Annotated in this window: 25 protein-coding genes; 10 read left to right on the forward strand and 15 right to left on the reverse strand. The window is 60.9% G+C overall.

All coding sequences use genetic code 11. The features are described from left to right. Window positions 1-31 precede the first annotated feature (31 nt). The 6 genes from ACRZ94_RS06875 to ACRZ94_RS06900 form a co-directional block, all read right to left on the reverse strand. The gene (locus tag ACRZ94_RS06875) at window positions 32-682 is read right to left on the reverse strand and encodes a protein-L-isoaspartate(D-aspartate) O-methyltransferase (protein ID WP_480796977.1); all 651 of its coding nucleotides are present in this window, start codon (window positions 680-682) and stop codon (window positions 32-34) included. After that, window positions 679-1,461, reverse strand: coding sequence for a 5'/3'-nucleotidase SurE (surE, locus tag ACRZ94_RS06880; RefSeq protein WP_480651673.1), 783 nt, complete (start codon window positions 1,459-1,461; stop codon window positions 679-681). Before surE ends, ACRZ94_RS06875 begins: the two co-directional genes overlap by 4 nt. A gap of 121 nt (window positions 1,462-1,582) precedes the next feature. After that, complete coding sequence (locus ACRZ94_RS06885; RefSeq protein WP_480651675.1) at window positions 1,583-2,704, reverse strand: ABC transporter ATP-binding protein; 1,122 nt, start codon at window positions 2,702-2,704, stop codon at window positions 1,583-1,585. Between the two features lie 78 nt (window positions 2,705-2,782). Beyond that, complete coding sequence (locus ACRZ94_RS06890) at window positions 2,783-3,895, reverse strand: DNA alkylation repair protein (RefSeq protein ID WP_480651677.1); 1,113 nt, start codon at window positions 3,893-3,895, stop codon at window positions 2,783-2,785. A gap of 2 nt (window positions 3,896-3,897) precedes the next feature. Continuing rightward, window positions 3,898-4,677 (reverse strand): SDR family oxidoreductase, encoded by a 780-nt coding sequence (locus ACRZ94_RS06895; protein ID WP_480652870.1) that lies wholly within the window; start codon window positions 4,675-4,677, stop codon window positions 3,898-3,900. 73 nt (window positions 4,678-4,750) lie between these two features. After that, on the reverse strand, window positions 4,751-5,113 hold the full coding sequence (locus ACRZ94_RS06900; protein ID WP_480796978.1) for a SnoaL-like domain-containing protein: 363 nt from the start codon (window positions 5,111-5,113) through the stop codon (window positions 4,751-4,753). Window positions 5,114-5,221: 108 nt separating this feature from the next. On the opposite strand from ACRZ94_RS06900, the gene ACRZ94_RS06905 reads away from it, so the two are divergent. From ACRZ94_RS06905 to ACRZ94_RS06915, 3 genes are all read left to right on the forward strand, one after another. Continuing rightward, the gene (locus tag ACRZ94_RS06905; RefSeq protein ID WP_480651681.1) at window positions 5,222-6,826 is read left to right on the forward strand and encodes a peptide chain release factor 3; all 1,605 of its coding nucleotides are present in this window, start codon (window positions 5,222-5,224) and stop codon (window positions 6,824-6,826) included. A gap of 18 nt (window positions 6,827-6,844) precedes the next feature. After that, complete coding sequence (locus ACRZ94_RS06910; protein WP_480796979.1) at window positions 6,845-7,780, forward strand: glycosyltransferase family 2 protein; 936 nt, start codon at window positions 6,845-6,847, stop codon at window positions 7,778-7,780. 186 nt (window positions 7,781-7,966) lie between these two features. Continuing rightward, window positions 7,967-9,322 (forward strand): DEAD/DEAH box helicase, encoded by a 1,356-nt coding sequence (locus ACRZ94_RS06915; protein WP_480651685.1) that lies wholly within the window; start codon window positions 7,967-7,969, stop codon window positions 9,320-9,322. 53 nt (window positions 9,323-9,375) lie between these two features. Here ACRZ94_RS06915 and ACRZ94_RS06920 read toward each other — a convergent pair whose 3' ends face one another. The 3 genes from ACRZ94_RS06920 to ACRZ94_RS06930 are packed head-to-tail and all read right to left on the reverse strand — an operon-like array spanning window position 9,376 to window position 11,365. Continuing rightward, window positions 9,376-10,278 carry an EamA family transporter gene (locus ACRZ94_RS06920; RefSeq protein ID WP_480651687.1) on the reverse strand — a complete coding sequence of 301 codons (903 nt, stop codon included), beginning with the start codon at window positions 10,276-10,278 and terminating at the stop codon, window positions 9,376-9,378. A gap of 21 nt (window positions 10,279-10,299) precedes the next feature. Continuing rightward, complete coding sequence (locus tag ACRZ94_RS06925; protein WP_480651689.1) at window positions 10,300-11,169, reverse strand: fatty acid desaturase; 870 nt, start codon at window positions 11,167-11,169, stop codon at window positions 10,300-10,302. Next, on the reverse strand, window positions 11,162-11,365 hold the full coding sequence (locus ACRZ94_RS06930; protein ID WP_480651691.1) for a DUF2061 domain-containing protein: 204 nt from the start codon (window positions 11,363-11,365) through the stop codon (window positions 11,162-11,164). The genes ACRZ94_RS06925 and ACRZ94_RS06930 overlap by 8 nt, the downstream gene beginning before the upstream one ends. Before the next feature lie 107 nt (window positions 11,366-11,472). On the opposite strand from ACRZ94_RS06930, the gene ACRZ94_RS06935 reads away from it, so the two are divergent. Together ACRZ94_RS06935 and ACRZ94_RS06940 are read left to right on the forward strand one after the other, a co-directional pair. Beyond that, window positions 11,473-12,339 carry a helix-turn-helix domain-containing protein gene (locus ACRZ94_RS06935; RefSeq protein ID WP_480651693.1) on the forward strand — a complete coding sequence of 289 codons (867 nt, stop codon included), beginning with the start codon at window positions 11,473-11,475 and terminating at the stop codon, window positions 12,337-12,339. Between the two features lie 82 nt (window positions 12,340-12,421). Then, window positions 12,422-12,604 (forward strand): hypothetical protein, encoded by a 183-nt coding sequence (locus tag ACRZ94_RS06940; protein ID WP_480651695.1) that lies wholly within the window; start codon window positions 12,422-12,424, stop codon window positions 12,602-12,604. 6 nt (window positions 12,605-12,610) lie between these two features. Here ACRZ94_RS06940 and ACRZ94_RS06945 read toward each other — a convergent pair whose 3' ends face one another. Genes ACRZ94_RS06945 through bcoG form a run of 3 tightly spaced genes read right to left on the reverse strand, consistent with a single transcriptional unit; the run spans window position 12,611 to window position 15,816 of the window. Then, the gene (locus ACRZ94_RS06945) at window positions 12,611-13,372 is read right to left on the reverse strand and encodes an SDR family oxidoreductase (protein WP_480796980.1); all 762 of its coding nucleotides are present in this window, start codon (window positions 13,370-13,372) and stop codon (window positions 12,611-12,613) included. Further along, window positions 13,369-14,850 carry a carnitine 3-dehydrogenase gene (locus ACRZ94_RS06950; RefSeq protein WP_480651698.1) on the reverse strand — a complete coding sequence of 494 codons (1,482 nt, stop codon included), beginning with the start codon at window positions 14,848-14,850 and terminating at the stop codon, window positions 13,369-13,371. The genes ACRZ94_RS06945 and ACRZ94_RS06950 overlap by 4 nt, the downstream gene beginning before the upstream one ends. A 48-nt stretch (window positions 14,851-14,898) precedes the next feature. Further along, window positions 14,899-15,816: a 3-dehydrocarnitine:acetyl-CoA trimethylamine transferase BcoG gene (gene bcoG, locus ACRZ94_RS06955; RefSeq protein ID WP_480651700.1), complete on the reverse strand. Its 918-nt coding sequence runs from the start codon at window positions 15,814-15,816 to the stop codon at window positions 14,899-14,901. A 131-nt stretch (window positions 15,817-15,947) separates the two neighbouring features. Here bcoG and ACRZ94_RS06960 point away from each other — a divergent pair, with 131 nt between their 5' ends. Beyond that, on the forward strand, window positions 15,948-16,934 hold the full coding sequence (locus tag ACRZ94_RS06960) for a GlxA family transcriptional regulator (protein ID WP_480796981.1): 987 nt from the start codon (window positions 15,948-15,950) through the stop codon (window positions 16,932-16,934). A 69-nt stretch (window positions 16,935-17,003) separates the two neighbouring features. Here ACRZ94_RS06960 and ACRZ94_RS06965 read toward each other — a convergent pair whose 3' ends face one another. The 3 genes from ACRZ94_RS06965 to ACRZ94_RS06975 are packed head-to-tail and all read right to left on the reverse strand — an operon-like array spanning window position 17,004 to window position 20,011. Further along, on the reverse strand, window positions 17,004-18,050 hold the full coding sequence (locus tag ACRZ94_RS06965; RefSeq protein WP_480796982.1) for an aldo/keto reductase: 1,047 nt from the start codon (window positions 18,048-18,050) through the stop codon (window positions 17,004-17,006). A 31-nt stretch (window positions 18,051-18,081) separates the two neighbouring features. After that, entirely contained in the window at window positions 18,082-18,540 is a 459-nt protein-coding gene (locus ACRZ94_RS06970; RefSeq protein ID WP_480796983.1) for a DNA polymerase III subunit chi, read from the reverse strand. 4 nt (window positions 18,541-18,544) lie between these two features. Continuing rightward, on the reverse strand, window positions 18,545-20,011 hold the full coding sequence (locus ACRZ94_RS06975) for a leucyl aminopeptidase (protein WP_480651708.1): 1,467 nt from the start codon (window positions 20,009-20,011) through the stop codon (window positions 18,545-18,547). A 240-nt stretch (window positions 20,012-20,251) separates the two neighbouring features. On the opposite strand from ACRZ94_RS06975, the gene lptG reads away from it, so the two are divergent. From lptG to pdxA, 4 genes are read left to right on the forward strand one after another with little or no spacing between them, the layout of a single operon-like run. After that, window positions 20,252-21,352, forward strand: coding sequence for an LPS export ABC transporter permease LptG (lptG, locus tag ACRZ94_RS06980; RefSeq protein ID WP_480651710.1), 1,101 nt, complete (start codon window positions 20,252-20,254; stop codon window positions 21,350-21,352). After that, the gene (locus ACRZ94_RS06985; RefSeq protein WP_480651712.1) at window positions 21,352-23,514 is read left to right on the forward strand and encodes an LPS-assembly protein LptD; all 2,163 of its coding nucleotides are present in this window, start codon (window positions 21,352-21,354) and stop codon (window positions 23,512-23,514) included. Before lptG ends, ACRZ94_RS06985 begins: the two co-directional genes overlap by 1 nt. Next, entirely contained in the window at window positions 23,505-24,758 is a 1,254-nt protein-coding gene (locus ACRZ94_RS06990) for a peptidylprolyl isomerase (RefSeq protein WP_480796984.1), read from the forward strand. Before ACRZ94_RS06985 ends, ACRZ94_RS06990 begins: the two co-directional genes overlap by 10 nt. Further along, window positions 24,755-25,720, forward strand: coding sequence for a 4-hydroxythreonine-4-phosphate dehydrogenase PdxA (gene pdxA, locus ACRZ94_RS06995; protein ID WP_480796985.1), 966 nt, complete (start codon window positions 24,755-24,757; stop codon window positions 25,718-25,720). The genes ACRZ94_RS06990 and pdxA overlap by 4 nt, the downstream gene beginning before the upstream one ends. Window positions 25,721-25,785: the final 65 nt, after the last annotated feature.

Consider the following 25,785-nt stretch of genomic DNA (forward strand, 5'->3'; position numbering starts at 1 on the left):
TTTTCCGGGGTTCCGGCGCAATGAATATCCTTTAGGCCCCGTCTTTTCCCAGCCCTTCCAGCAAGGGCACAAAGCGGACGGGCAACAACTCGTCATAGTCCAGACCGGTTTCGGTACGCCGGACCCGGATCAGGGTCTGAACCGTATCCGACTGTCCCACCGGCAATACCATGATACCGCCGATTTTCAGCTGCGCCAAGAGCGGCCCGGGCGGGTCTTCTGCCGCAGCTGTCACAATTATACGATCAAACGGTGCCTGTTCGGGCAAACCAAAGGACCCGTCGGTCAGCATCGCGGTCACATTGGTCAGGCCCATATCGCGAAACAGCTGCCCGGTTTCACGCACCAGCCGCTTATGCCGTTCCACCGTATAGACCCGGCGCGCCAGTTTGGACAGGATCGCCGCCTGATAGCCCGAGCCAGTGCCAACCTCCAGCACCGTATCCCTAGGGCTGACCTCAAGCGCCTGTGTCATCAGCCCCACGACCGAGGGCTGGCTGATCGTCTGGCCGCAGGCAATCGGCAGCGGCGTGTCCTCATATGCGCGATCAGCAAACAGACCTTTGACAAACCGGCCCCGGTCGATCTGTTCCATCGCTGCCAAAACGCGCGCATCCGTCACCCCGCGCGAGCGCAAGGCGAACAGGAATTGCATGGTTGTTTCGGGGTCCAGTCCGCTCATTCGATTGTCTTCAACGCCTGCAATGTGTCATGCGCCGTCAGATCGGCCCGCATCGGCGTGACCGAGATATAACCCGCCAGATTGACCGCCGCATCCGTTCCAGGCGCGGTCGGGTTATGCTGATAGCCGCCCTTGACCCACAGAAACCGCCGCCCCGAGGGCGAGCTGTGCGGCTCAACCGAGAAATGTGTGTCGCGGCGATAGCCTTGCGGTGCAACACGGGTGCCCAGCACCTCATCCGCTGGGACGGGCGGGAAATTCACGTTGTAAAACAGGCGGTAATCGCCCTGCTCTGCCGGATTTGCGTCCAGAATCTTGCGCACCAGATCAGCCCCGTATCGGGTCGCGGCCTCGAACGGGTCATCCAGGCCCAGATTGCGTGGACCGTAATATTGCGACATGGCAATCGCGGGAACGCCTTGCAAGGCCGCCTCCATCGCGCCGCCGATTGTGCCGGAATAGAGCGTGTTTTCCGCCGAGTTGTTCCCCCGGTTCACACCCGAAAGCACCAGATCGGGGGGCGCGTCCTTCATCACGTCATGCAGACCAGCCAGCACACAATCGGCCGGCGACCCCTCGGCGGCATAGCGACGCTCGGCCAGTTTGGCGACCATCATCGGGCGGGTGTAGCTGATGCAATGGCCAACGCCAGACTGCTCAAACGCAGGTGCGACGATCCAGACCTCACCATCCGGTCCGGCCAGATCCGCCGCGATCTTTTCCAGCGCGATCAGACCCGGCGCGTTGATCCCGTCATCATTGGTCAAAAGAATACGCATATGCCCCATCCACCGCAGCGTTTTGACCTTGATAGACGCGCCCCTGCGCGGCGGCAAGCAAAGCGCGCCAGCAATCTGAGGCTTTCGCGCACCACTTTGACCTAAACTGTGATTTCAAAGCCTAAACCGGGAAGATAAAGCACCGATCCCGGCGCACCGTCAGCCACATCACCCGTCCCGGTTGCGGTACAAACACATTCGGCACCGTGGCCTTCAGGATCGAGCCGTCATAATCCATCCGAAACTCGATCAGGCTTTCATTGCCCAGAAAACGCGCGCGCTGTACCACGCCGCGCGCTGCAACCCCGTCTGAGACAGTGGGCACGGGCCCTTTGCCGTTGCGATCAAAGTCCAGCCGCACATATTGCGGGCGAAAGACGATCTCAACATCCGTCCCGTCGGCATGACCCGGGGCCAGAAACTGACCAAAAGGCGTATCGGCCAGTGCCCCGTTGACTTGGGACTTCAAGACATTGACATCACTGAAAAAAGCCACCGCCGCCTTGTCCGCCGGGCGGGTATAAACATTATAGGGCGCGCCCTGCTGCACGATCTTGCCGCGCCGCATCAAAGCGATCTCATCGGCCATGCGCATCGCCTCTTCCGGCTCATGCGTGACCAGCACCACGGCGGCGTCTTCTTCCTTGAGAATGGCCAACGTCTCATCCCGGATGCCATCCCGCAGGCGGTTATCCAGACCCGAGAACGGCTCATCCATCAACATGATCCGAGGGCGCGGCGCCAATGCACGGGCCAGCGCCACGCGCTGCTGCTCCCCTCCTGACAGGTGATGCGGGAACTTGTCGATGAAGTGAATCAGATCGACCTTGCGCAGCAGCTCCTCGACCCGGGCGCGCTTGGCCTCTTTGCTGCCTTTCAGGCCAAAACCCACGTTGTCGGCGACGCTCAGATGCGGGAACAGGGCAAAGTCCTGAAACATAAGACCAATGGCGCGGCGTTCAGGCGGGACACGGAATACCGTGTCGCAGATCAGCTTGCCATCCACGAAAATCTCGCCCGATTCCTGCATTTCGACCCCGGCAATCATGCGCAGCGTGGTCGATTTTCCGCAGCCAGACGGGCCCAACAAGCAGGTCACCGTTCCCGCCTGAACCGTCAGAGAGACATTGTCCACAACAACCCGCCCCTCATACCGGGCCACCAGATTGCGGATTTCTAGCCGAGGAGGAGCTGCGTCACCTGTCACCGATACATCCCAATGCAATTTCCCGAGCGAATTCATCGGGCTTAGGCCGGGATAACAACCCTGTCCCGCAGGTGCAAGAGATCAGCCGAGGCGATGGACTCTGTTTGCGGAAACCTAACCCAGCAAATCAAAATCGACACCGGCACAGACGCGCCCGTTGACCTGAATCTCAAGCCGATGCGCACCGGGGACCAATGTGAAGGTCGTCGCGTTGCCCTTGAGCTTGTGCTTTTTGCTGAGTGTCAGTGGCCCGTCACGCAGCGCGGTCTGTTTCAGCTTGTGCACTTTGGCTGAGGTTCTGCCGCCAGGACGTTGAAAGTGAATGATATAGCCCACAAGAACAGGCTGACCCCCTTCCCCGCTGAGGACGGTATCGAACTCCAACACCTCACCAATCCGGGCCTCGCCCTTGACCTCTACCTGAACTGAAACCGCAGCATCGGGGTCATAGCCCAGCATCTTCAGGGCCTGTGGATGGCCCGATTTGACCAGCCCGCGCAGGGTATGGGTGGTCATCCAGCTCAGCTCATCGTGATCCTGTCGTTTGGCTTGGGACCAGGCCCGCAGGCGATCCAGCACCAGATCGGGATCTTTCTTGGTGATGTCATTCAGGTGGTTGGCCACCGACCGCGTGACATAGCGCGTCGGGTCGCGATGCAACTGATCCAGCAGAGGCAATGGATCGGAAAGCGCCAGCCCAACGGCCTGCCCCCATGGCAAACGGGGCCGCGTGCCTTCACTGACCAGACGGCGCACGTGATAGCTGTCATGCGCACACCACACTTGCAATCGCGCAAGCACCTGTTCGGGGTGGGCGTTCAGAAACGGGCGGATGGCCCATTCCATGGAAAAGCGCTGGGTCAGTTCCTCCAGCACATCCAGCGCCAGATCGGGATGATCCAACCCGACGGACACAACCCAATCTCCTAAAGGCGCAAAGATGAAATCGCCGAAATCATCATCCGTTTTGGTCGGGTCCAGCGGTGGTGGCAAAGCGCGCAGCAGAACCGGTGCAATTTGCGGCAAGTCGCCGGGAACGGCCTGTTGCAGGCAGTCCGCGATCCAGGCCATCCGCTCTTTCAACTCAAGCTCTGGCAGGCGCGACATCACCTGTGCCTCGAACGCATCCGGGTCAAAGGACGGATCAGCCTGCGCAAAAAGACCGGCCAGGTAGCGGGTCTTTTCCCGGTTAAACAGCTGGTCTTTCAGAGAAAAGCCACTTGCCATAACTACATCGTCAGGTTCGTTGCGCCGCCATCCAGCAGGATGTTCTGCCCCACGATGAACCCGGCATGTTGCGAGCACAAAAAGGCGCAGGTCGCGCCGAATTCCTGCCGTGACCCATAGCGCCGCGCCGGGATCGTGGCCGCGCGTTGGGCCCGGGCGTCATCCATCGAAATCCCCTGTTGAGACGCCACACCGCTATCCAGCGAATCCGCGCGATCAGTGGCGTGAATGCCGGGCAGCAGATTGTTGATCGTCACCCCCTGCGGGGCTACCTGCCGCGCGGTTCCCGCGACATAGCCGGTCAATCCGGTGCGCGCGGCGTTCGACAGCCCAAGCACGGCAATCGGCGCGCGCACCGATTGCGAGGTGATGTTGACCACGCGCCCCCAACCCTTGTCCATCATGCCCGGCAGCAGCGCCTTCATGAACGCAATCGGCGTCAGCATGTTGGAATCCAACGCCTTGATGAAATCATCCCGATCCCAATCCGACCACATGCCCGGAGGCGGGCCACCCGCGTTTGTCACTAGGATATCAACACCCTGCGCGGCCTCGATCACCTGCGCCTGCCCGTCGGCAGAGGTCACATCGCAGGCGACGGTCTGCACGTCCACGCCATACTCGGCCCTCAAACGCGCGGCTTCGGCCTCCAACACCTCAGCACCACGCGCGTTCATCACCAGATCGACGCCTGCGCCCGCCAAAGCCTCGGCACAACCCAGACCCAAGCCCTTGCTGCTGGCGCAGACCAGCGCGCGTTTTCCCTTGATACCCAGATCCATATGATCCTCCCCATCCGTTGTTATCGCCATGTCTAGCACCGGCCAGACGGGGAAGACCAGATTTCAGCGCGTGTCAGTAAAAGAACTCCTCGCGCACGATCTTTCCATTGGCGACGTGATAGACACCAACCTCTTTCATATCAAACTCTTCGCCGGTTTCCTTCACCTTGCCCTGCACTTCGAAGATCACGGCAAACCGGTCTTCACCATGGGGCATCGGATCACTGACCGAGGCACCGGACACCTCATGCGCCCCTTCCCACCATTCGTGTTTGCCCCGGATCGCATCACGCCCATGGGTTTCGCGGCCCATATCCATGAAATCCTGCGCCTCGACCGAAACGGCATCCTCGGCATAGAGCGTTTCAAGGTTCTCCTTGGCGCGATCCTCGCGACAACCAGCAACCAGTTCGTCTGCGATTTCTTTTAAATTCATTGATCTTCTCCATCATTTGTTCACTATATGTTCTTATAGCCACAGACGCATGATTCGAACCACCCCCTTTGTCTTGCCTCGGCGGGTTTCCCCGCCTATACGCGCGTTATGCTTGATACCTCGAACCAACCCTCCCTGCCGCCCGAGATCGCCCGTCGCCGGACATTCGCCATCATCTCGCACCCCGATGCGGGCAAAACGACGCTGACGGAAAAGTTCCTGCTGTACGGGGGCGCGATCCAGATGGCTGGTCAGGTGCGCGCCAAGGGCGAGGCGCGGCGCACGCGCTCGGACTTTATGCAGATGGAAAAAGATCGGGGCATCTCGGTTTCCGCATCCGCCATGTCGTTTGACTATGGGAATTTCCGATTCAATCTGGTCGATACGCCCGGTCACAGCGATTTCTCGGAAGACACCTATCGCACGCTGACCGCGGTGGACGCCGCCGTGATGGTGATCGACGGCGCGAAGGGCGTGGAAAGCCAAACGCAGAAACTGTTCGAGGTCTGCCGCCTGCGCGATCTGCCGATCCTGACCTTCTGTAACAAGATGGACCGCGAAAGCCGCGATACGTTCGAGATCATCGACGAGATTCAGGAAATGCTGGCCATCGACGTAACGCCCGCCGCGTGGCCCATCGGCGTGGGACGCGACTTTATCGGCTGCTATGACATGCTGCGCGACCGGCTGGAGCTGATGGACCGCGCCGACCGCAACAAGGTGGCCGAAAGCATTCAGATCGACGGGTTGGACGACCCCAAGCTGGCCGAACATGTGCCCGAGCACCTGCTTGAAAAGCTGTTGGAAGAGGTCGAAATGGCGCGCGAATTGCTGCCTGCACTCGACCCGCAAGCGGTGCTGGAAGGGCACATGACCCCGATCTGGTTCGGCTCAGCCATCAATTCCTTCGGTGTGAAGGAACTGATGGAGGGTATCGGCGCTTATGGCCCGCAGCCGCAGGTTCAGTCCGCGGAACCCCGCCAGATCGCGCCGGATGAAAAGAAGGTCGCAGGCTTTGTCTTCAAGGTGCAGGCCAATATGGACCCCAAGCACCGTGACCGGGTGGCGTTTGTCCGCATGGCATCTGGCCATTTCAAGCGGGGCATGAAGCTGACGCATGTGCGGACCAAGAAACCGATGGCGATCTCGAACCCGGTTCTGTTTTTGGCATCCGACCGTGAACTGGCCGAGGAGGCCTGGGCCGGTGACATCATCGGCATCCCCAACCACGGGCAACTGCGCATCGGCGACACACTGACCGAGGGTGAGGCGATCCGCGTCAAGGGCATCCCCTCTTTCGCGCCGGAACTGCTGCAAACTGTCCGCGCAGGCGACCCGATGAAGGCTAAGCATCTGGAAAAGGCTCTGATGCAATTTGCCGAGGAAGGCGCGGCTAAGGTGTTCAAACCCTCGATAGGTTCGGGCTTTATTGTCGGCGTCGTCGGCGCCCTGCAATTCGAGGTGCTCGCCAGCCGGATTGAGATGGAATACGGCCTGCCGGTGCGGTTTGAGGCGTCTCAGTTCACCTCGGCCCGCTGGGTCAGTGGTGACAAGCTGGCGGTGGACAAATTCGTCAACGCCAACAAGCAGCATATCGCCCATGATCACGACGGCGACATCGTCTATCTGACGCGGCTGCAATGGGACATCGACCGGGTCGTACGCGACTACCCCGAGCTGAGCCTGACCGCGACCAAGGAAATGATGACGTGAGCCCGTCACAGGCTGCATATGGTCGGTAAGCCGACCTGGGGCATCGTTGCGACCGTCCGGGGATCTGCCCCGGACATCCTGCGGTTTGCGGCCTATCATCTGGACCTTGGCGCGGATCAGCTGGACATCTATCTGGATGAACCCTGCCCCAAGGCTTTCAACGCCTTGAACCGGCACCCCAAGATCGAAGTGCGCAATTGCGACGACGGGTTCTGGGCAAATCGGAAACGCCAACGCCCTGACCGGCATCAAACGCGACAGACGGCGAATGCCTCGCTGTCCTACCGCCGGTCCAAATTGGACTGGCTGGCCCATATCGATGTGGATGAGTTTTTGTGGGCTGAGCGCGCTGTCAGTGACATCCTGTCCACAGCTCCAGACGACACACCCGCGATCCGCATGCGCCCGGCCGAGGCAATGGCCGGAGACGATCTGTACAAGGCGCATATCCCCAAAGGCAAAGACCGCGACGCCCTTTTGCAAACGTTGTACCCGAATTATGGCGGGTTTGTTCTGGGCGGTTTCTTTAGCCATGTACAGGGCAAGCTTTTCACGCGCACCGGCCTGCCCAGGATCAATTTCCGCATTCACAACCTGTTTCAGGATGGGTCTCTTCTGCCCTGCAAGGTTGAACTGCCCGGTTTGGACCTGTGCCATCGCCACGCAACAAGCTGGGATCATTGGCTAACTCATTACCGTTTCCGGCTTGCGCGTGGCTCGTATCAGCCCGGCATGTCCCCGAATGTACCGCGCGATCAGGGCGGGATGAACATGAATGAGCTGCTCAGCTGGATTGAGGCTGAGGACGGCATGGACGGGCTGCGCGCCTTTTTCAACGAGATCAGCGGCACCGACCCCGAGGTACGCGCGCGGTTGGAACAGCATGGTCTTATCCGGCACCGGCCCCTGGATCTGGAGGCCAAGCTTGCGAAACACTTCCCCGGAAGTGTCTGAATTGTTGCGCGAAATCCGCATTCCGCACAGGCTGAAGACCCTGAAAAGGTCTTCATTTGACCCCGACCTACGATTTTGTTATGTCCCCCTCCAAGCCGAATTTGCGCAAGTGCGCGCATGGCCATCCGGGCCCGGCAAACCTCTGACGCGCGGGCCAGGTCTAGTGTCCGCTTGAACCGGACATACATGACAAAGTTTAACGAACTGAACCTGAACCCGAAGGTCCTCAAAGCCATTGAGGAAGCCGGATACGAAACCCCCACCCCGATTCAGGCCGGAGCGATTCCGCCTGCGCTTGAGGGCAAGGATGTTCTGGGCATCGCCCAGACCGGCACGGGCAAAACCGCCAGCTTCACGCTGCCGATGATCACCCTGCTGGCCCGTGGGCGCGCCCGTGCGCGGATGCCGCGATCTTTGGTGCTGTGCCCGACACGGGAACTGGCCGCACAGGTGGCCGAGAATTTCGACACCTATGCCAAGAATGTGAAACTGACCAAAGCGCTGTTGATCGGCGGTGTCAGCTTTAAGGAACAAGATGCCCTGATCGATCGCGGCGTGGACGTTTTGATCGCCACACCGGGCCGGCTGCTGGACCATTTCGAGCGCGGTAAACTGCTGCTGACCGGCGTGCAGATCATGGTGGTGGACGAAGCCGACCGGATGCTGGATATGGGGTTCATCCCCGACATCGAACGCATCTTCTCACTGACGCCTTTCACCCGCCAGACGCTGTTCTTCTCAGCCACCATGGCCTCCGAGATTGAGCGCATCACGGATACGTTCCTGTCCGCCCCTGCCCGGATCGAGGTTGCCCGTCAGGCCACCGCGTCCGAGACCATCGAACAGGGCGTGGTCATGTTCAAGGGCGGGCGCCGCGACCGTGAGGCCAGCGCCAAGCGCAATGTTCTGCGCGCGCTGATCGATGCCGAGGGCGACAAATGCTCCAACGCGATCATCTTCTGCAACCGCAAGACGGATGTGGACATCTGCGCGAAATCGCTGAAGAAATACGGCTATAACGCTGCCGCCATCCATGGCGACCTGGACCAGTCGCAGCGGATGAAAACGCTGGACGGGTTCCGCGACGGATCACTGCGCCTGCTGGTGGCATCAGATGTGGCCGCGCGCGGCTTGGATATTCCGTCGGTCAGCCATGTGTTCAACTTTGACGTGCCTGGCCATGCCGAGGATTACGTACACCGCATCGGCCGCACAGGCCGCGCCGGGCGCGAGGGCAAGGCGATCACCATCTGCTCGGGCCGTGATGAAAAGGCGCTGGATGCGATTGAAAAGCTGATCCAGAAGGAAATTCCCCGGCTCGACAATCCGATCAAGGACGCGCCTAAGGACGAGGCCCCCAAGCGCGAGAGAAAGGCCAAACCCTCGGATGAGAAAAAGACCGAGAGAAAGCCTGACCGCAAGAGGGACAAAGAACCGCGCGGTCGTGGCCGTCGCGAAGACAATGGCCCTGCGGTAGTGGGCATGGGCGATCACCTGCCCAGCTTTATCGCCCTCAGCTTTGATGAGCGCCGCGCTGGCTAGTCGTATTTGATTGCGTTGAACCGGTGCTCTGCGCTCGTGAAATCAACCACGACCTAAATTGCCAGCACCAGCGCCAGTATCGAGACACCAAGCAATGTCATCCCGGCGATTTCACGCCGGGTGATGGTTTCCCGGAAAAACAAAAGCGACGCAAACAGGCTGAGCAGCAGCTCAGCCTGCCCCAACGCTTTGACATAGGCCGCGTTCTGCAGCGTGAAGGCAAAGAACCAGCAGAACGATCCGCACAGGCTGGTCAGGCCGACAAAAACAGCCGTGCGGCGCGCCTGCCAGACGGCCAACAGCTCGGCCCGGTCACGCCACAGCAGCCACAGACCCATGCTGAGAAACTGAAAGCTGACGACAACGGCCAGCGTCACCAAGGCGCGAAACCACGCGTCCATATCGCCCAGCTCCAACGAGGCGCCGCGATAGCTGACCGAGGAAAAGGCAAACAGCACCCCCGACCCCAGCCCCAGCCGTGACGCGCGGTTGGTCAGGTGCTGCCACCACGCCCCGTCCCCCTCGGGCGATTTCGACAGCAGCAGCACCGCCAGCAGCCCAATCAAAATCGCCCCCAGCGCTCCGATGGAAACCTGATCACCCAGAACCAGAAATCCGAGGATTGCAGTCTGGATGACTTCGGTCTTCTTAAAGGTGATCCCAACGGCAAAATTGCGCTGTTTGAACAGGGCGACCACACAGATCGTCGCAAGGATTTGCGAGGTGCCGCCGATGACCGCAAACACCCAGAACCACCCCGTCAGCGGCGGCAGGCTGTACCCCGTGACCTGCAACGCCACAAACAACCCCAACAGCGCCAGCGGCAGGGAATAGGCAAACCGGGCAAAAGTCGCCCCCGCGGCTGTCAGCTTGACGGTACTGAGAGACTTTTGCAGCATGAACCGCACGGTCTGGAACGACGCGGCTGCGATGGTGACGGGAATCCATAAACTCATGGCGTCCCTTGTGTCGTCAAATCAACCCTTTGGCCAGAGCGGATGCGCCACCGGGTCTTTGGCCCGCAGGAAATACGACCGGAAAATCTGCGTGTATGATCGATAGACATATGCCTTGTTCCGCTCCTGATACCGCGCCTTTTCGGCACGGTAGAGGCGCGGTAGCCGATACCATGGGGCCGAAGGATTCATGTGATGAACCACGTGCAGGTTATTGTTCAGAAACAAGAATGCCAGCGGCCCCTGATCTTCGATGATCACCGTGCGGGCGCCGGAGCAATCGTGGGCACGATGTTCCAGAAAGGTGCGGATCTTGATCAACCCCAGCCCGGCATAGGCGGAAACCAGATAGGCCCAGACAGGCATCGGGGACTGTGCCACAACCCCTACGACCACAGCGACTCCGACCAGATGTAACGCCCAGGCCCTTAGAACAGCACGCCCGGCACGTAGCTCAGCGCGCAGGAACGTGACCTGCCCGATCGCCGGCCCCATAACCATGCGGCCCAGCAGCGTATTATTCGCCCTCAGCAAGCGTTTCTGCCAGCCCGACAGCGCCGCCCAGACCTGCGGGTCCAGATAGTTCGTCTCGGGGTCATCATAGGGATCGGTCAGCGTCTCATCCCGGTGATGCGCCAGGTGCAGGTCGCGAAAGCGCTGATACGGGATGAACAGCGTCAAGGGCAACGCCATCAACGCCTCATTCAGCCAACGCGTGCGGAACGGGTGGCCGTGCAGCGCCTCATGGGTCAGTGACGAATGCAAGGCCGCGACCAGCCCCATGGCCGGAATCGCTAGCCACAGCGGCAACAGGAACATCACGGCCAGCCACGTCCCATAGCAGAACCCGATCAGGGCCAAGGTGCCCCATTCCGGCGTCGCCCTAGACATTGCGGCCCCACGTGATCCCTGCCCAGATACGCTCGTAAATCACATACATCGTCAGGCCGATGGCCGTGTTCACAATCGCCAGCGTTCCCCCGATGGCCGCCGATCCGGTTGCGACAAGACCAACCAGAGTCATTACGGCCAGCCCCATCGCATTCCACAGCACCGCCTTCACGACCGATCTGCGTCGTGTTTCCATTCCGTCACCCAATTTGTTGTTATGTCTTCAAAATTACGACTGATCGAGGTCGTTGAAAATTCTGAATATGATTAACAAAATTCATCAAATGTGATATTTTCAAACATATGCAGGATAAAATAGACAAAAGAGACCGCGCCGCCCAGTTCCGCCTGCGCCTTGCCCGCGCGATGGAGGAGCGCCACGTCAGCCAAAGCGCGCTGGCCCGACATATCGGCGTGGATCGATCAACAGTATCGCAACTTTTGACCGATGCGGGCGCGCGTCTGCCCAATGCGCATGTGGTGGGCAGCTGTGCCTCGGCCCTTGGCGTGTCGGCGGACTGGCTGCTGAGCCTGTCGGACCGGCCCGAAAGCGCGGCGGAATTGCTGGCCGGCTCTCTGACCGTGACCGAGGCCCCCCGCGCGCTGGTGGATGAACGGATTTTCGAATGGCACCAAGAGGCAGCGGGCTACAAAATCCGTTATGTTCCAGCGACTTTGCCGGACATGCTGAAAACCCGCGCGGTGTTGGAATGGGAATATGCCCCGCATCTGGGCCGCACGGCGGATCAGGCCATCGGCGCCTCAGAGGACCGGTTGACCTGGATGCGCCGAGCGCAATCTGACTATGAAATCGCCATGCCGCTGTTTGAAATCGACAGTTTCGCGCGGGCCACCAGTTATTATGAAGGACTTTGCCCCAGAATACGGCTGGAACAGATCGATCACCTGCTGGAAATTTGCGAGCAGCTATATCCCCGCCTGCGCATCTATCTGTTTGATGCGAAACGGCTCTACTCCGCTCCAGTCACTATTTTCGGCCCACTTCTATGTGTGTTCTACGCCGGAAGCCATTACATGGCCTTCCGCGACCGCGACCGGATTGAGGCCTTTACCCGCCATTTCGACCGCCTCGTGCGCGAGGCCGATCTGACCGCGCGCGACTTTCCCGATCACCTGAAACAGCTGCGGGCTATGATCTCCGAACACTAGGACTGCGCGATCCGCCCTGATGTGGTATCGTGCTTTGGCGCGAACCTTCGGGTATTCCGACAACAGACGGAGGACGACAGGAATGGACGCATTACAAACCGCTCAATACGCACGGGCGCTCTATACCGCTCATGGTGACCGGGCCGAGGCCGAAGCAGCGCAGCGCATGCGCGAATGTGAAGCCGCGGGAAATGTTCAGGAAGCCAAAGACTGGCAGGCGGTCCGTCAGACCATCCGCCAGATCCGGGGGCCAAATCAGGGCTGATACGGCCTAAATTTTCGGGTCGGGGTTCACCGTATGGCCGTCCACGGCAATCACCTGACCCGACACCAGCCGCGCCGCATCCGAGGCGAGGAAAACAGCCATATTGGCGATGTCCTGCGCCTCGACAAACCGGCCCATCGACGTGCCCGAGGCGTAGCCGTCGTAGACCTGATCGCGGCTCATGCCTTTGGCGGCGGCTTCGCGGGCAAGAACGCCGTCCATCCGGGGGCCTTCGACCGCGCCGGGGCAGATGGTGTTGCAGCGAACGCCAAAGGGCCCCAGCTCCATTGCCAGCGTCTTGCCCAACCCAATCACCCCCCATTTCGCCGCTGCATAAGGTGCGCGGTTGGGATAGCCGTACTGTCCCGCCGTAGAAGAGGTGATCACCACCGCCCCGCTGCCCTGCCGTTTCAGGATCGGGGCCGCGTATTTCGCACAGAGAAACGCGCCCTCAAGGTTGACTGCCAGACAGGCGCGCCAATCCTCCAGCGCTATATCCTCGACCAAAGCGGTGGGACCCGCGACCCCCGCATTGGCACAAAGCGTTTCAAGGCCACCCCATTCCTGGTCAATCTCAGCAAACAGCGTGGCCACAGCGGCTTCGTCAGACACGTTCAGTTGCGACTGCTTCCAATGCGCGGGGCAATCCAGCAAGGCAGCCGAGTCCAGATCAGCAACCCAGACCTGCGCCCCTGCAGCATCGAACGCCTCGGCCATGGCCCGGCCGATGCCCGAGGCACCGGCCGTGATCAGAACCCGCCGGCTCATGCAGGTTTACGGATCGCGGCACCCGCGCCTTCGGGATATGGCAAACCGGCCTGCGCCTCGGCTATCCGGGCCATCGCGGCCTCGATCTCGGCCGAGGGGGCGCTGGGGCGGCGGGTGTCCAGACTGACATGCAGCAGGAAGCTTTCACCCGTGGCCAACAGCTTGTCGCCCTCAAACATGCTGTGGAAGACATGCAGCTTCTTGCCCTGCCCCAACAGCATCTGCGTGCGCACCTGAATTTTTGCGCCTGCATGCACCTCATCCACATAGCGGATGTGGTTTTCAGCAGTGAAATAGCTGCCGCCCGAGGCGATATAGTCAGCGTCACAGCCTATGACCTCCATGAAACGGTCGGTGGCGGCGGCAAAAGCCTCCAGATACCGGGCCTCGTTCATGTGACCGTTATAGTCGGTCCAATCCAGCGGCACGGCGCGCGACAAGGTCAGGATCGGCTGGGTCAAATCGGCCTGATCGATCGTCGGCAACGCCCCCGGCTTCAGCATCGCGTCATGCTGGTTCAGCACCGCCCCCGCGCCATAATTCTGCGCCTTCAGCGCCCGCATCATCCCCACAAGATTGTTGTCGCGGATACGCTCCAACTCACGGATGGTATGCATCCCCGATTGCGCATCCGACTGATCAGCAATCATGTCGACCAGTTCATCGGTAAAGTCTGGCACATCCATCAACTTGGTCCAGGGCCATTTCAGCGCCGGTCCGAACTGCGCCATGAAATGCCGCATCCCGGCCTCACCCCCGGCCACGCGATACGTCTCGAACAGGCCCATCTGCGCCCAGCGAATGCCAAAGCCCATTCGGATCGCCTCATCGACCTCTTCGGTGGTGGCGATGCCGTCCTTGACCAGCCAAAGCGCTTCGCGCCAGACGGCCTCAAGAAAGCGGTCAGCGATATGGGCGTCGATCTCTTTCTTAATATGCAGCGGGAAGAAGCCCACAGATTTCAGCAGTTCCTGCGCGCGTGCCACCATCTCGGGCGGGTTCTTGTCGGTCGGAACAAGTTCAATCAGCGGCAGCAGGTACACCGGGTTGAACGGATGCGTCACCACGATCTGCTCGGGCCGCAACGCGCCCTCTTGCAATTCCGACGGTTTGAACCCGCTGGTCGAGGACCCAATGATCGCACCCGGATCACACGCCTCTTGCAGACCTTTGTAAACCTTTAGCTTCAGGTCCAGCCGTTCCGGCACACTTTCCTGAATCCAATCCGCACCCTGCACGGCCTCGGCCATGTCATCATGAAAGCTCAACGCGCCCTCAGCCGGCAAGGGAACATCGCTCAGCCCCGGCAGTGAACGCCGCGCATTGTCCAGAACCTCACCAATCTTGCGCTCGGCCTCGGGGTCGGGGTCAAAGACCCGCACGTCCCAACCGTTCAGCAAGAACCGCGCGGCCCACCCGCCGCCAATGACCCCGCCACCAATGATTGCCGCTGTTTTCACGTCGATCCGCCTCTTCATCTGGCTAAAAATATCCCGGGGGTTTGGGGGCTGGCCCCCAATCCACGCTTACCTCGACACCGGCGCACGCTTGGTCAAACCAAGCTTCTCGCGCACCTCAGCAGGCCCAATGACCTTGGCCCCCATGTTCTCGATGATGGACCCTGCCCGCTCGACCAGTTGCCAGTTCTCAGCCAGCACACCTTTTTCAAGCCACAGGTTGTCCTCCAACCCGACGCGCACATTGCCACCCGCCAACACCGAGGCTGCAACATAGGCCATCTGATTGCGCCCCAGACCAAAGGCGCTGAACGTCCAATCGTCGGGCACGTTATTCACCATCGCCATAAAGGTGTTCAGATCGTCCGGCGCGCCCCACGGCACGCCCATGCACAGCTGCACCAGCGCGTTGGGCTCCAGAATTCCGTCTTTCACCAACTGCTTGGCGTACCACAGATGGCCGGTGTCAAAGGCTTCGATCTCGGGTTTCACGCCCAGATGCGTCATCATCCGGCCCATCGCCTGCAACATGCCCGGCGTGTTGGTCATGACATAATCGGCTTCGGCAAAGTTCATGGTGCCGCAATCCAGCGTGCAGATTTCCGGCAGGCATTCCGCCACATGCTGCACCCGCTCGGCCGCGCCGATCATGTCAGTGCCATCCTCTTTCAAAGGCAGAGGATGCTCGGTCGGGCCAAAGACCATATCCCCGCCCATCCCGGCGGTCAGGTTCAGAACCACATCGACCTCGGCCTCGCGAATCCGCTCTGTCACCTCGCGATACAGACCCAGATCGCGCGAGGGCGCGCCGGTTTCAGGGTCGCGCACATGGCAATGCACCACCGCCGCCCCCGCCTTGGCCGCGGCAATCGCGCTGTCGGCAATCTGCTGCGGTGAACGCGGCACATGCGGGCTGCGATCCTGCGTCCCGCCCGAGCCGGTGACGGCACAGGTGATAAAGACCTCGCGGTTCATTTCCAAAGGCATGGCGTTCTCCCCAGCTTATACCCGGTTTTGCCCTGAGTTTTCCCCAGACTTCTCCCCGGCAATCGATTTGCGTTGCCTGCAAGTCTGACGCAGCCTTGTGGAAACACTTGCCAGAATGCGAATCGAACTTGATGAAATCCGCAAAAAACATACTCCAACCCGAACATCGCGCCCTGAAAACGGCGGTGCTGGTGCTGGATGAATGCAACACGCTCAGCTTTGCCTCGGCGGTTGATCCGATGCGCGCCGCCAACCGGCTGGCGGATCGCCCGGCCTTTGACTGGGACTATGTAACCGCAACGGCCGAGCCCGCGATGCTGACCAGTGCGCTGACGGTTCCGGGTATCCCTCTGGCGCGTCTGCAAAGCTGCGATCTGATGATCGTCGTCGCCGGGTTCCAACTGGCACGCCACGCCACGCCCAGCCTGCTGGCCGGTCTGCGCCGCATTGCAGGAACAGGCGCCACCATGGCTGGCATTGACGGCGGCCCCTGGCTGTTGGCCGAAGCGGGTTTGCTGGACGGCCATTCTGCCACAACCCACTGGGAAGACCTGGACAATTTCGCAACCCGCTTCCCTGAGGTCGACGTGCGCCCTGACCGGTTCACCGTCTCGGAAAACCGCCTCACATCAGGCGGCGCGATCCCGGCGGTTGAGATGATGTTGCACATCATCGCCGCGCGCCACGGCGCAGGCTTTGCCGCACGGGTCGCGGGCCTCTTCCTCTACGAGGGCGCGCCGGACCCGGCCAAACCCCAAAGCCGCACCGGTGCCCCCCACCGCCATACCGCCCTGACCGCCAAGGCCAATACGCTGATGGAATCGTCTCTGGACGAGCCCCTCCCCTTGGCGGACATCGCCGAAACGCTGGGCACCAGCCCCCGCACCCTGCAGCAACAATTCCGCCTGCGTCTGAACACCACGCCGCAGGACCACTACCTGCAATTGCGCCTGGCCGAGGCCCGCCGTCTGGTCACCGACACGGATATGTCCCTGCTGGACGTGGCGCTGGCCACCGGCTTTGCCTCACAATCCAGCTTTGCCCGCGCCTTCCGCACCGCACATGGCCAATCGGCCCGCGACCTCAGGCAAGAGCGCGCGCCCCACACCCATCACTGACCGGATCCCCTTCATCTGTCCCCAAATATCCCGGGGGAGGCGCGCAAAGCGCGGCGGGGGCAGAGCCCCCTAATAGGGCATCGGATGCGCGCGATGCGCCTGGCCAATCTCGGCCAGAACCTCATCCGACAACCGCATGTCCTTGCCGTCCAGAATATGCGCAAGCTGCGCCACCGAGGTCGCCCCAAAGATTGCCGACATCATGAAGGGGCGTGTCCGGCACCAGGCCAGTGCCATGTGAATCGGATCAATCCCGTGGCGTTCAGCAATCTCCAGATAGGCCCCAACGGCCTCCAGAACCCGATCCGTCTGACGCTCGCCCATTTCCGGGTTCAGCGACTTACGCGACCCATCAGGTACAGCACCCCTCTGATACTTGCCGGTCAAATACCCCGCCCCCAGCGGTGAAAAGGCCATCAGCCCCACATCCTCATGCACGCTGAGTTCCGCCATGTCCGTATCGAAATGCCGACACAGCAGCGAATATTCATTCTGAACCGAAGCCACCCGCGGCGCGCCCATCTGCTCGGCGATCCGCACCCACTGCGCCGTACCCCATGCGCTTTCATTCGACAGGCCAAAGGCGCGGATATTGCCCTTGTCGACCTGCGCCTGCAGGGCCTCAAGGCAGTCCTGCATATTGTCCAGAACCTCGTTGGTGTTGTGCCCGGACGGGGCATAGTTCCAGTTCTGTCGGAACATGTAACTGCCCCGGTTCGGCCAATGAAACTGGTAAAGATCGATACAGTCCGTCTGCAACCGCCGCAGCGAGCCCTCGATGGCCACCGGGATCGTCTGCGCCGTGATCGGCGCGCCATCGCGGGCATGGGCAAAACCGGCACCGGAATGCTTGGTCGCCAGAACGTAATCGCCCCGACGGGCCGGGTTGGCAGCGTTCCAATTGCCCAGAATCTCTTCGGTCCGGCCCACGGTTTCCTTTGAGATCGGGTTCACCGGATACATCTCGGCGGCATCGACAAAATTGATCCCGGCCTCCAGCGCCATATCCATTTGGGTATGTGCATCAACCTCGGACGTCTGGGTGCCAAAAGTCATCGTACCAAGGCACAGGTCGGTCACCATGATGCCGGTGCGGCCCAGGGGCTTCATTTCCATCTGTTACTCTCCTGAAAATCCCGGCGCGGGCCTAGGCCTCGGCCTTTTTTTCCCAGCGGCCCGATTCCTCGGACCAGTATTGCGCCGAACAACCCGCCCCGGTCAGGGCCTTCCACTGCCCCCGCGCGTGCTGCACTGCCTGATCGTCATTGCCGTCGAACAGAATGCACACCCGCTCCATCGCGGTGACTTCATCCGGCTCGACCTGCGCACCATCCACGGCCATCACACAGGCGGGCGCGTTGGCCGCTTCTGGCCCGGTGGTCAGCAATATCGGCTGCGCTGCGTCATGTGGCCCACCCGCGCGGCCATGTGGCAGGAACCCCTCATCAGGCCCCAGCCACAGTTTTTCGTCCAGCCAGTCCATCCGCGCGGGATCGGTGCCCCGCACGGCAATCTTCCACCCGGCCTGCCGCGCCTTGTCCAGCAGAACCGGCAAGGTGTACTCCAATGGCTGACGGGTCAGGTGGTAGAAATAGACAGCGCCCATCTGCTTACTCGAAATTGTCCTGCACAAACCGGCTGAGCGCACGCACGCCCCAGCCGGTCGCCCCTTTGGGCGCATAGGATGTTTCCGACGATACCGAGGCGACACCCGCGATATCCAGATGAATCCACGGGGTTTCCTCTTTCACGAACCGTTGCAGAAACTGCGCCGCCGTGATCGAGCCCGCCGGACGCCCGCCCACGTTCTTCATATCCGCGATGCGCGATTTCAGCATCTTGTCATAGGCATCGCCCAGCGGCATCCGCCACGCGCCCTCATCCTCGGCCTTGGCCGATTTCAGGAACGCGTCGCAGAACGTGTCGTTGTTCGAGAAGACACCCGCATTCTCATGCCCCAGACCAATGATGATCGCACCGGTCAGGGTGGCCAGATCGATCATGCCAACGGGGCTGAAGCGTTCCTGCGCGTACCACATCACATCACACAGAACCAAGCGGCCCTCGGCATCGGTGTTGATGATCTCGACCGTGTCGCCCTTCATCGACTTGACCACATCGCCGGGACGCGTGGCATTGCCCGAGGGCATGTTTTCCACCAGTCCGACCAGCCCGACCACATTGGCCTTGGCCTTGCGCTTGGCCAGCGCCCGCATGGTGCCCGCGACCACGCCCGCGCCGCCCATATCCATTGTCATGTCTTCCATGCCGCCCGCAGGTTTCAGCGAAATCCCCCCGGTGTCGAACACAACACCCTTCCCGACCAAGGCCAGCGGCGCGTCGTCCTTGTCGCCGCCCTTCCACTGCATCACCACAACCTTCGAGGGGCTTGCCGAGCCCTGCCCGACGCTCAGCAGCGTGCGCATGCCCAGCTCTTCCAGCTTGTCCTCTTCCAGCACTTCGACCTCAAGGCCCAGCTCTTTCATCTCATCCAGACGATCGGCGAATTCGGTGGTTGTCAGAACATTGGCCGGTTCATTGGTCAGGTCACGCGTCATACGCACACCGTCCGCGATGGCATAAAGCGGCGCAAAGGCGGCCTGTGCCTCATCGGCTTTTTGGTGGGCGATGGTGACCGCGCCAACCTCAGCCGCATCCTTGGACTTGTGAGCATCAAAATCATAGCTGCGCAGGGCGATCCCCAGCGCCAGTTCCTCGACCCGGACCTGATTTCCGGCCATGACCAGCAGGGGCTGATTGTCCGCCAGCTTGGCCAGCTTGGCCCCGGCCTTGCGCGCCTCGGCCGCGTCGGGGCGTTTGGGCAGAACCAGAATATCCAGTGCCTCGGCCGCCATACCGCTGGGCCACGCCAGCGACACGACATCGCCCGGCTTAACCTTTTCGAACCGGTCGCTTTCGATCAGACGAGCGACCGCACCGCGGGTCAGGCGGTTGGCCCGGCGCACAGCAGGCCCCATCTTTGCCTCGGGTGGCAGCACGACAACAACACGCCCTTCGGCCTGCGCCATCATGTCCACATCAAAGGCCTGAAACTGGATCGGGATTAAACTGCTCATTGCGAACTCCTGAAAATCTGCTCCCCAAGACCTAGCCCGCGCTGCGCGACTTGACCAGATAGCAGTTTTCCCCGCGCTTCAATTGCAGTACAGTCCCCCAAAAATTCCGGCAAGATCGGGGGAGAGCACGTTGGCAAGACAGGGCAGGCATAAGCCGTTGCGCATCCGCGCGGGCATTTGTGATTCTGCCCCCGCCACCGCAGAGCCCGCCTGTCACGCCCAACTGGTGGAGGCGCTTTCGTGATCCTCGACCGCTATTTCGCCCGCCGGTTCATTCAGAGCTTTCTGGTCATCGGCGGCATCTTTCTGACACTGATGATTCTGATCGATCTGGTGGAACAGGCCCGCCGGTTCGACAGTGAAAACCTGTCCTTTGGCACTTTGCTTTATCTAACCTTGCTGAATACGCCTGCCGCGATCAGCGAAATGATGCCCCTGTTGGTGATCCTGTCCACCATTGCGCTGTTTGTCGGGCTGGCGCGCAGTTCAGAACTGGTGGTGACACGCGCCATCGGACGGTCGGGTATTCGCGCCTTGCTGGCACCAGTGACGCTGGCGCTGCTCATCGGGGCCCTTGCGGTTGCGCTGCTGAACCCCATCGCGGCGGCCACGTCCGAGAAATACTGGCGGCTGTCCAGCCTGTACAAAAACAAGGAACAATCTGCCCTGTCGATCACCAGCGAAGGGGTCTGGCTGCGGCAGGGGTCGGCCAGCGGGCAATCTGTGATCCATGCGCGTGGCACGACGAATTCGGATGATCTGGAACTCACAGGGGTTACGATCATCGACTTTTCACCGGACGGCAAACCGACCCAGCAGATCGTGGCCGACCAAGCGCGGCTGTCGGATGGGGTCTGGGTGCTGAACAACGCCAAGATCTGGTCTTTGCGCGATGATGCAAACCCGGAAAGCGACGCCCGGTTCCATGAGCAAATCGAAATCCCGACCACATTGACCCGGCAGCGCATTCTGGACACGCTGACCCAACAGGGGCTGGTGTCGGTCTATGACCTGCCGCAGTTAATCCGCGATCTGAAAGAGGCCGGGTTTACCACCAAACAATACGAAGTCTGGCTGCAGGTTGAACTTGCCCGGCCCATCTTTCTGATCTCGATGGTGATGATCGGGGCGGCGTTTACAATGCGCCATGTGCGGTTTGGCGGCACAGGCATCGCGGTTCTGTCCGCGGTTCTGCTGGGCTTTGCCATCTACTTCGTTCGGAACTTTGCCCAAATACTCGGGGAAAACGGTCAATTGCCAATACTCGTCGCAGCCTGGGCCCCGCCCTTTGCCGCCATTCTTCTGTCCCTTGGGCTTTTGCTACATGCGGAGGATGGCTGATGCGGCGTCTCTCTCAGCTACTTTTGTCCGGCGCGGTTGCGCTGGCTCTGCCGACCGCGGCCCTTGCACAGGCCCAGCCCGGACCCACACCGGCTCAGAACGCGCAGGAACAGGACCAGCCTGCCCTGCTGGTCGCTGATCAGATTTTCATCACACCGGAACGCCTTTTGGTGGCCGAGGGCAATGTCGAAGCCTTTCAGGGCGATGTCAAAATCTCTGCCGACCGCATCACCTTTGATCGCGAGTCGGGCGCGTTGTCTTTGGAAGGTCCGATCCGGATCGATCAGGCAGGCAACACCACCATTCTGGCAGATTCGGCGGAACTGGATGATGGCATTCAGAACGGGCTTTTGATCGGGGCCCGTATGGTGTTTGATCAGCAGGTGCAGATCGCCTCGGTTCAGGCGACGCGCGCGGGCGGGCGTTACACGCAGCTCAGCAAAGTCTCGGCCACGTCGTGCCATGTCTGCGCCAATGGCAAACCGCCGATCTGGCAGATTCGCGCCCGCAAGGTCACGCATGATCAGCTGGAACGGCAGTTGTATTTCGAAGGCGCACAGCTGCGCGTTCTGGATGTGCCTGTCTTCTATTTCCCCTATCTGCGTCTTCCCGACCCGACGCTGGATCGCGCGACCGGGTTTCTTGTGCCCTCGCTGCGCACCACGTCGCAATTGGGCACCGGCCTGCAGGTTCCATATTTTATCAAGCTGGGCGATCACAAAGACCTGACGGTGACCCCTTACGTGTCATCCCGCACCAAAACGCTGGGGCTGCGCTATCGCCAGGCGTTCAAACGGGGCCGGATTACGCTGAACGGCGCTTATACCCGCGACGACCTGCAACCCGGCGAGGATCGCGGATTCCTGTTTGCCAATGGCTGGTACAACCTGAATGACGGTTACCGGTTCACGTTCAATATCCGAACCACATCGGATGATGCCTATCTGGCCGATTACGGCCTGCCCGATGTGGATCGGCTGCGCAGTGAGGTCGCGCTGGAACGGTTCAAACGCGACACGGCTTTCCGCACCAGCTTTATTCATTTCAAGTCGCTGCGCGACAGTGAGGATCAGGATGAAATCCCGTCGCGTGTGTTTGACCTCTATTACCAGAAACGCCTGTTCCCGACCGCTGTAGGTGGAGAGGTCCGGTTGGGTTTCATCACCCACGCCCATGAGCGTACAAGCGACGAAGACATTATAGGCCGTGACGTGGCCCGCGCTACGTTTGACGCGGAATGGCTGCGCAACTGGACCTATGCCTCGGGTCTGAGGGCCGAGGCGCGCATCGGCACTTCGGTCGACACGTTCAACATTCGCAATGACAGTGAATTCCCAAGCCAGCTGACGCGCGCCACCCCAAGGGCCGCGCTGACGCTGCGCTATCCGATGCAGCGGCGCGAACAGACGGGCGCGACCCAGATTCTGGAGCCGATCGCCCAGATTGGCTGGACCCATGTCACCGATGACAATGTCCCCAATGATGAAAGCACGTTTCAGGAGTTCGATCAGGGCAACCTGCTGTCCCTGTCACGCTTTCCCGCCCCTGACCGGCGCGAAGACGGTCTGACAGGGGTCGTCGGGGTGAACTGGTCGCGATACGCGGCCAATAACTGGCGCGCACTGGCCACCATCGGTCAGGTCTTTCGCGCCGATGCCGATCCAGATTTCAACCTGACATCGGGGCTGCAAGGCACCGCTTCCGACCTGCTGCTGGCGGGCCAGATTGAAACAGCCAATGGCTGGTCACTGGCGGGGCGCGGCCTGTTGAACGGCGATTTCAGCTTTGCCAAGGCCGAGCTGCGCGCCGCATGGCGCCGCCCGACAGCCGCCGTCGCAGGCAGCTATGTCTGGCAGGAACCGGACCCGGACGAAAATGTTGATGACGAGATTTCAGAAATCAGGTTGACCGGGCGCTACCAAGTGGATCAGAACTGGAACACAAACGCTCTGGCGCGCTATGACCTGAGCGAATCTGAGCCCATCCGCTATGGGTTGGGTGTCACGTACCGCAATGAATGCGTACAGGTTAACATGAATGTCAGCAGGCGATTTACTTCCTCATCAAGTATTGAGCCTTCGACAGAATTCGGCTTTACCGTGGCCTTGACGGGATACTCCGTCGAAGGTGGCGGCCAACAGTTCAAGAGAAGATGCAGTTGACAACAGGTTTCTCCAGTTTCCTTCGCTCCGGTTGGCTTAAACCGGTCGCCCCGGTCTTTGTCGGTGTCGTGATCGCGTTGACAGCACCACAGACACAGGCCCAAAGCCTGTTTTCGCCGGCGATCAAGGTCAATCAGGAAAGCATTACATGGTATGAGCTGAACCAGCGCCAACAGTTCCTGACGGCTCTGGGCGCGCCAGGATCATCCGAAGAAGAAGTGCGCGACGCGCTGATCGACGAAAGGTTACGTCGTCAGGTCCTGCGCGAAGCGGGCATTCAGGTCGCACCCGAAGACGTGCAGGTGGGCATTGATGAATTTGCAGCCCGCGGTCAGCTGTCCAGTGACCAGTTCCTGCAGCTGCTGGCCGATCAGGGCGTCGATCAGGAAACCGTTCGTGACTTTGTTGCCGACCAATTGGTCTGGCGCGATTATATCAGCGCGCGGTTCCTGTCGCAGGCACGTCCGACAGAAGACGAAATCAACCGGGCCCTGGGTCAGACCGATGGCGGCGGTCTTCAGGTTTTGCTGTCCGAAATCATCATTCCCGTTAACCAGCAAACCGTTGCGCAGGCGGAACTGCTGGCCGAAGAAATCTCGCAACTCGAAGGGTTTGATGCCTTCGCCTCAGCGGCGATCCAGTATTCCGCCGCCGCCACCCGCGAAAACGGCGGGCGTCTGGAATGGCTGAATCTGTCGAACTTGCCACCTGCTCTGCAACCCGTGATCATCGGCTTGAAGAACGGCGACATCACCCAACCCCTGTCGCTGCCGAACGCCATCGCCCTGTTCCAGATGCGGGGCCTGCGCGAGGTTGCAACAAGCAACACCACCTTCTCCGAGATTGACTACGCGATCTATCACCTGCCCGGTGGTCGCAGTGCTGACACACTGGCCGAGGCCACCCGCCTGCGCGAAGAGATCGACACCTGTGACGATCTCTACGGTCTGGCCAAAGACCAGCCCGAGGACGTTCTGCAACGCATTCAGGCCAGCCCTTCCGAAATCCCGCGCGACGTGGCGCTGGAGCTTGCCAAACTGGACCTGAACGAAGTGTCCACCGCCCTGACCAGCAATAACGGTCAAACGCTGATGTTCCTGATGCTGTGCACCCGCACCCGCGACATGGGCGAAGACACCAGCCGCGCGGATGTGGCGAACGCGCTGACCCAGCAGCGTCTCGAAGCGTTCTCGAACAGCCTACTGGCACAGCTGCGCGCCGAAGCGAATATCGTGGAACAATGATGCCACCGATCGCGCTCAGCTGCGGTGAGCCTGCCGGTATCGGCCCGGAAATCGCAGCCAAAGCGTGGTCGGACCTGCGGGATAGCTGCCCCTTTTTCTACATAGGCGACGCAACACATCTGCCGCCTGATACGCCTGTGGCGCGTATTTCAGACCCGTCTGAGGCGACCACGGCCAGCGCCAAGGCATTGCCCGTTCTGCATCTGGAGTTTCCGGCCCCAAACCTTCCGGGCCAGCCTGACCCGGCGAACGCGCCCTACGTCATCGACGCCATCGAACAAGGCGTGTCGCTGGTGCGATCCGGTGCGGCCTCGGCCCTGTGCACCGCGCCGATCCACAAAAAGGCGCTGATTGACGGCGCGGGCTTTGCCTATCCCGGCCATACCGAGTTTCTGGCCGCGCTGGCCAACCGCGACCGGGTGGTGATGATGCTGGCCAGTGATCAGCTGCGCGTGGTGCCCGCGACGATTCATATCGCCCTGTCCGAGGTCCCCTCGGCCCTGACCCCGGACCTGCTGCGCGAGACGATCGCGATCACCGCCGAAGGGCTGCGCCGCCAGTTCGGCATTGCCCATCCGCGCATCGCCATTGCGGGCCTGAACCCCCATGCCGGAGAAGGCGGCAAGATGGGCCATGAGGAGCTTGACTGGATCGCCCCGCTGATTGCGGACCTGCCCGGTGACAGTTACACGGCCAACGGCCCTCACCCTGCCGACACGATGTTTCACGCCGCCGCACGCGCGCGCTATGACGCGGCGATAGCGATGTATCACGATCAGGCGCTGATCCCGATCAAAACGCTGGATTTCGACCGGGGCGTGAACGTTACGCTGGGTCTGCCCTTCATCCGAACCTCGCCTGATCACGGCACCGCGCTGGACATCGCAGGACAAGGCATCGCCACCCCCACCAGTCTGATCGAGGCGCTGAAGCTGGCCCAACGCATGGCGCAAAGCGCATGACCCTTCACATGTCTGAAAGTATCCCCGCCGGAGGCAAAAAACTGGCGCATCTCCTCAAACCGCGC

It is taken from the genome of Ruegeria sp. CH10 (genome assembly GCF_056537125.1).

Bases quoted from the DNA above. Each gene is read 5' to 3' on its own strand.
- ACRZ94_RS06875 (WP_480796977.1), bottom strand. From the start codon at position 682: ATGAGCGGACTGGACCCCGAAACAACCATGCAATTCCTGTTCGCCTTG.
- surE (WP_480651673.1), bottom strand. From the start codon at position 1,461: ATGCGTATTCTTTTGACCAATGATGACGGGATCAACGCGCCGGGTCTG.
- ACRZ94_RS06885 (WP_480651675.1), bottom strand. From the start codon at position 2,704: ATGAATTCGCTCGGGAAATTGCATTGGGATGTATCGGTGACAGGTGAC.
- ACRZ94_RS06890 (WP_480651677.1), bottom strand. From the start codon at position 3,895: ATGGCAAGTGGCTTTTCTCTGAAAGACCAGCTGTTTAACCGGGAAAAG.
- ACRZ94_RS06895 (WP_480652870.1), bottom strand. From the start codon at position 4,677: ATGGATCTGGGTATCAAGGGAAAACGCGCGCTGGTCTGCGCCAGCAGC.
- ACRZ94_RS06900 (WP_480796978.1), bottom strand. From the start codon at position 5,113: ATGAATTTAAAAGAAATCGCAGACGAACTGGTTGCTGGTTGTCGCGAG.
- ACRZ94_RS06905 (WP_480651681.1), top strand. From the start codon at position 5,222: ATGCTTGATACCTCGAACCAACCCTCCCTGCCGCCCGAGATCGCCCGT.
- ACRZ94_RS06910 (WP_480796979.1), top strand. From the start codon at position 6,845: ATGGTCGGTAAGCCGACCTGGGGCATCGTTGCGACCGTCCGGGGATCT.
- ACRZ94_RS06915 (WP_480651685.1), top strand. From the start codon at position 7,967: ATGACAAAGTTTAACGAACTGAACCTGAACCCGAAGGTCCTCAAAGCC.
- ACRZ94_RS06920 (WP_480651687.1), bottom strand. From the start codon at position 10,278: ATGAGTTTATGGATTCCCGTCACCATCGCAGCCGCGTCGTTCCAGACC.
- ACRZ94_RS06925 (WP_480651689.1), bottom strand. From the start codon at position 11,169: ATGTCTAGGGCGACGCCGGAATGGGGCACCTTGGCCCTGATCGGGTTC.
- ACRZ94_RS06930 (WP_480651691.1), bottom strand. From the start codon at position 11,365: ATGGAAACACGACGCAGATCGGTCGTGAAGGCGGTGCTGTGGAATGCG.
- ACRZ94_RS06935 (WP_480651693.1), top strand. From the start codon at position 11,473: ATGCAGGATAAAATAGACAAAAGAGACCGCGCCGCCCAGTTCCGCCTG.
- ACRZ94_RS06940 (WP_480651695.1), top strand. From the start codon at position 12,422: ATGGACGCATTACAAACCGCTCAATACGCACGGGCGCTCTATACCGCT.
- ACRZ94_RS06945 (WP_480796980.1), bottom strand. From the start codon at position 13,372: ATGAGCCGGCGGGTTCTGATCACGGCCGGTGCCTCGGGCATCGGCCGG.
- ACRZ94_RS06950 (WP_480651698.1), bottom strand. From the start codon at position 14,850: ATGAAGAGGCGGATCGACGTGAAAACAGCGGCAATCATTGGTGGCGGG.
- bcoG (WP_480651700.1), bottom strand. From the start codon at position 15,816: ATGCCTTTGGAAATGAACCGCGAGGTCTTTATCACCTGTGCCGTCACC.
- ACRZ94_RS06960 (WP_480796981.1), top strand. From the start codon at position 15,948: ATGAAATCCGCAAAAAACATACTCCAACCCGAACATCGCGCCCTGAAA.
- ACRZ94_RS06965 (WP_480796982.1), bottom strand. From the start codon at position 18,050: ATGGAAATGAAGCCCCTGGGCCGCACCGGCATCATGGTGACCGACCTG.
- ACRZ94_RS06970 (WP_480796983.1), bottom strand. From the start codon at position 18,540: ATGGGCGCTGTCTATTTCTACCACCTGACCCGTCAGCCATTGGAGTAC.
- ACRZ94_RS06975 (WP_480651708.1), bottom strand. From the start codon at position 20,011: ATGAGCAGTTTAATCCCGATCCAGTTTCAGGCCTTTGATGTGGACATG.
- ACRZ94_RS06985 (WP_480651712.1), top strand. From the start codon at position 21,352: ATGCGGCGTCTCTCTCAGCTACTTTTGTCCGGCGCGGTTGCGCTGGCT.
- ACRZ94_RS06990 (WP_480796984.1), top strand. From the start codon at position 23,505: ATGCAGTTGACAACAGGTTTCTCCAGTTTCCTTCGCTCCGGTTGGCTT.
- pdxA (WP_480796985.1), top strand. From the start codon at position 24,755: ATGATGCCACCGATCGCGCTCAGCTGCGGTGAGCCTGCCGGTATCGGC.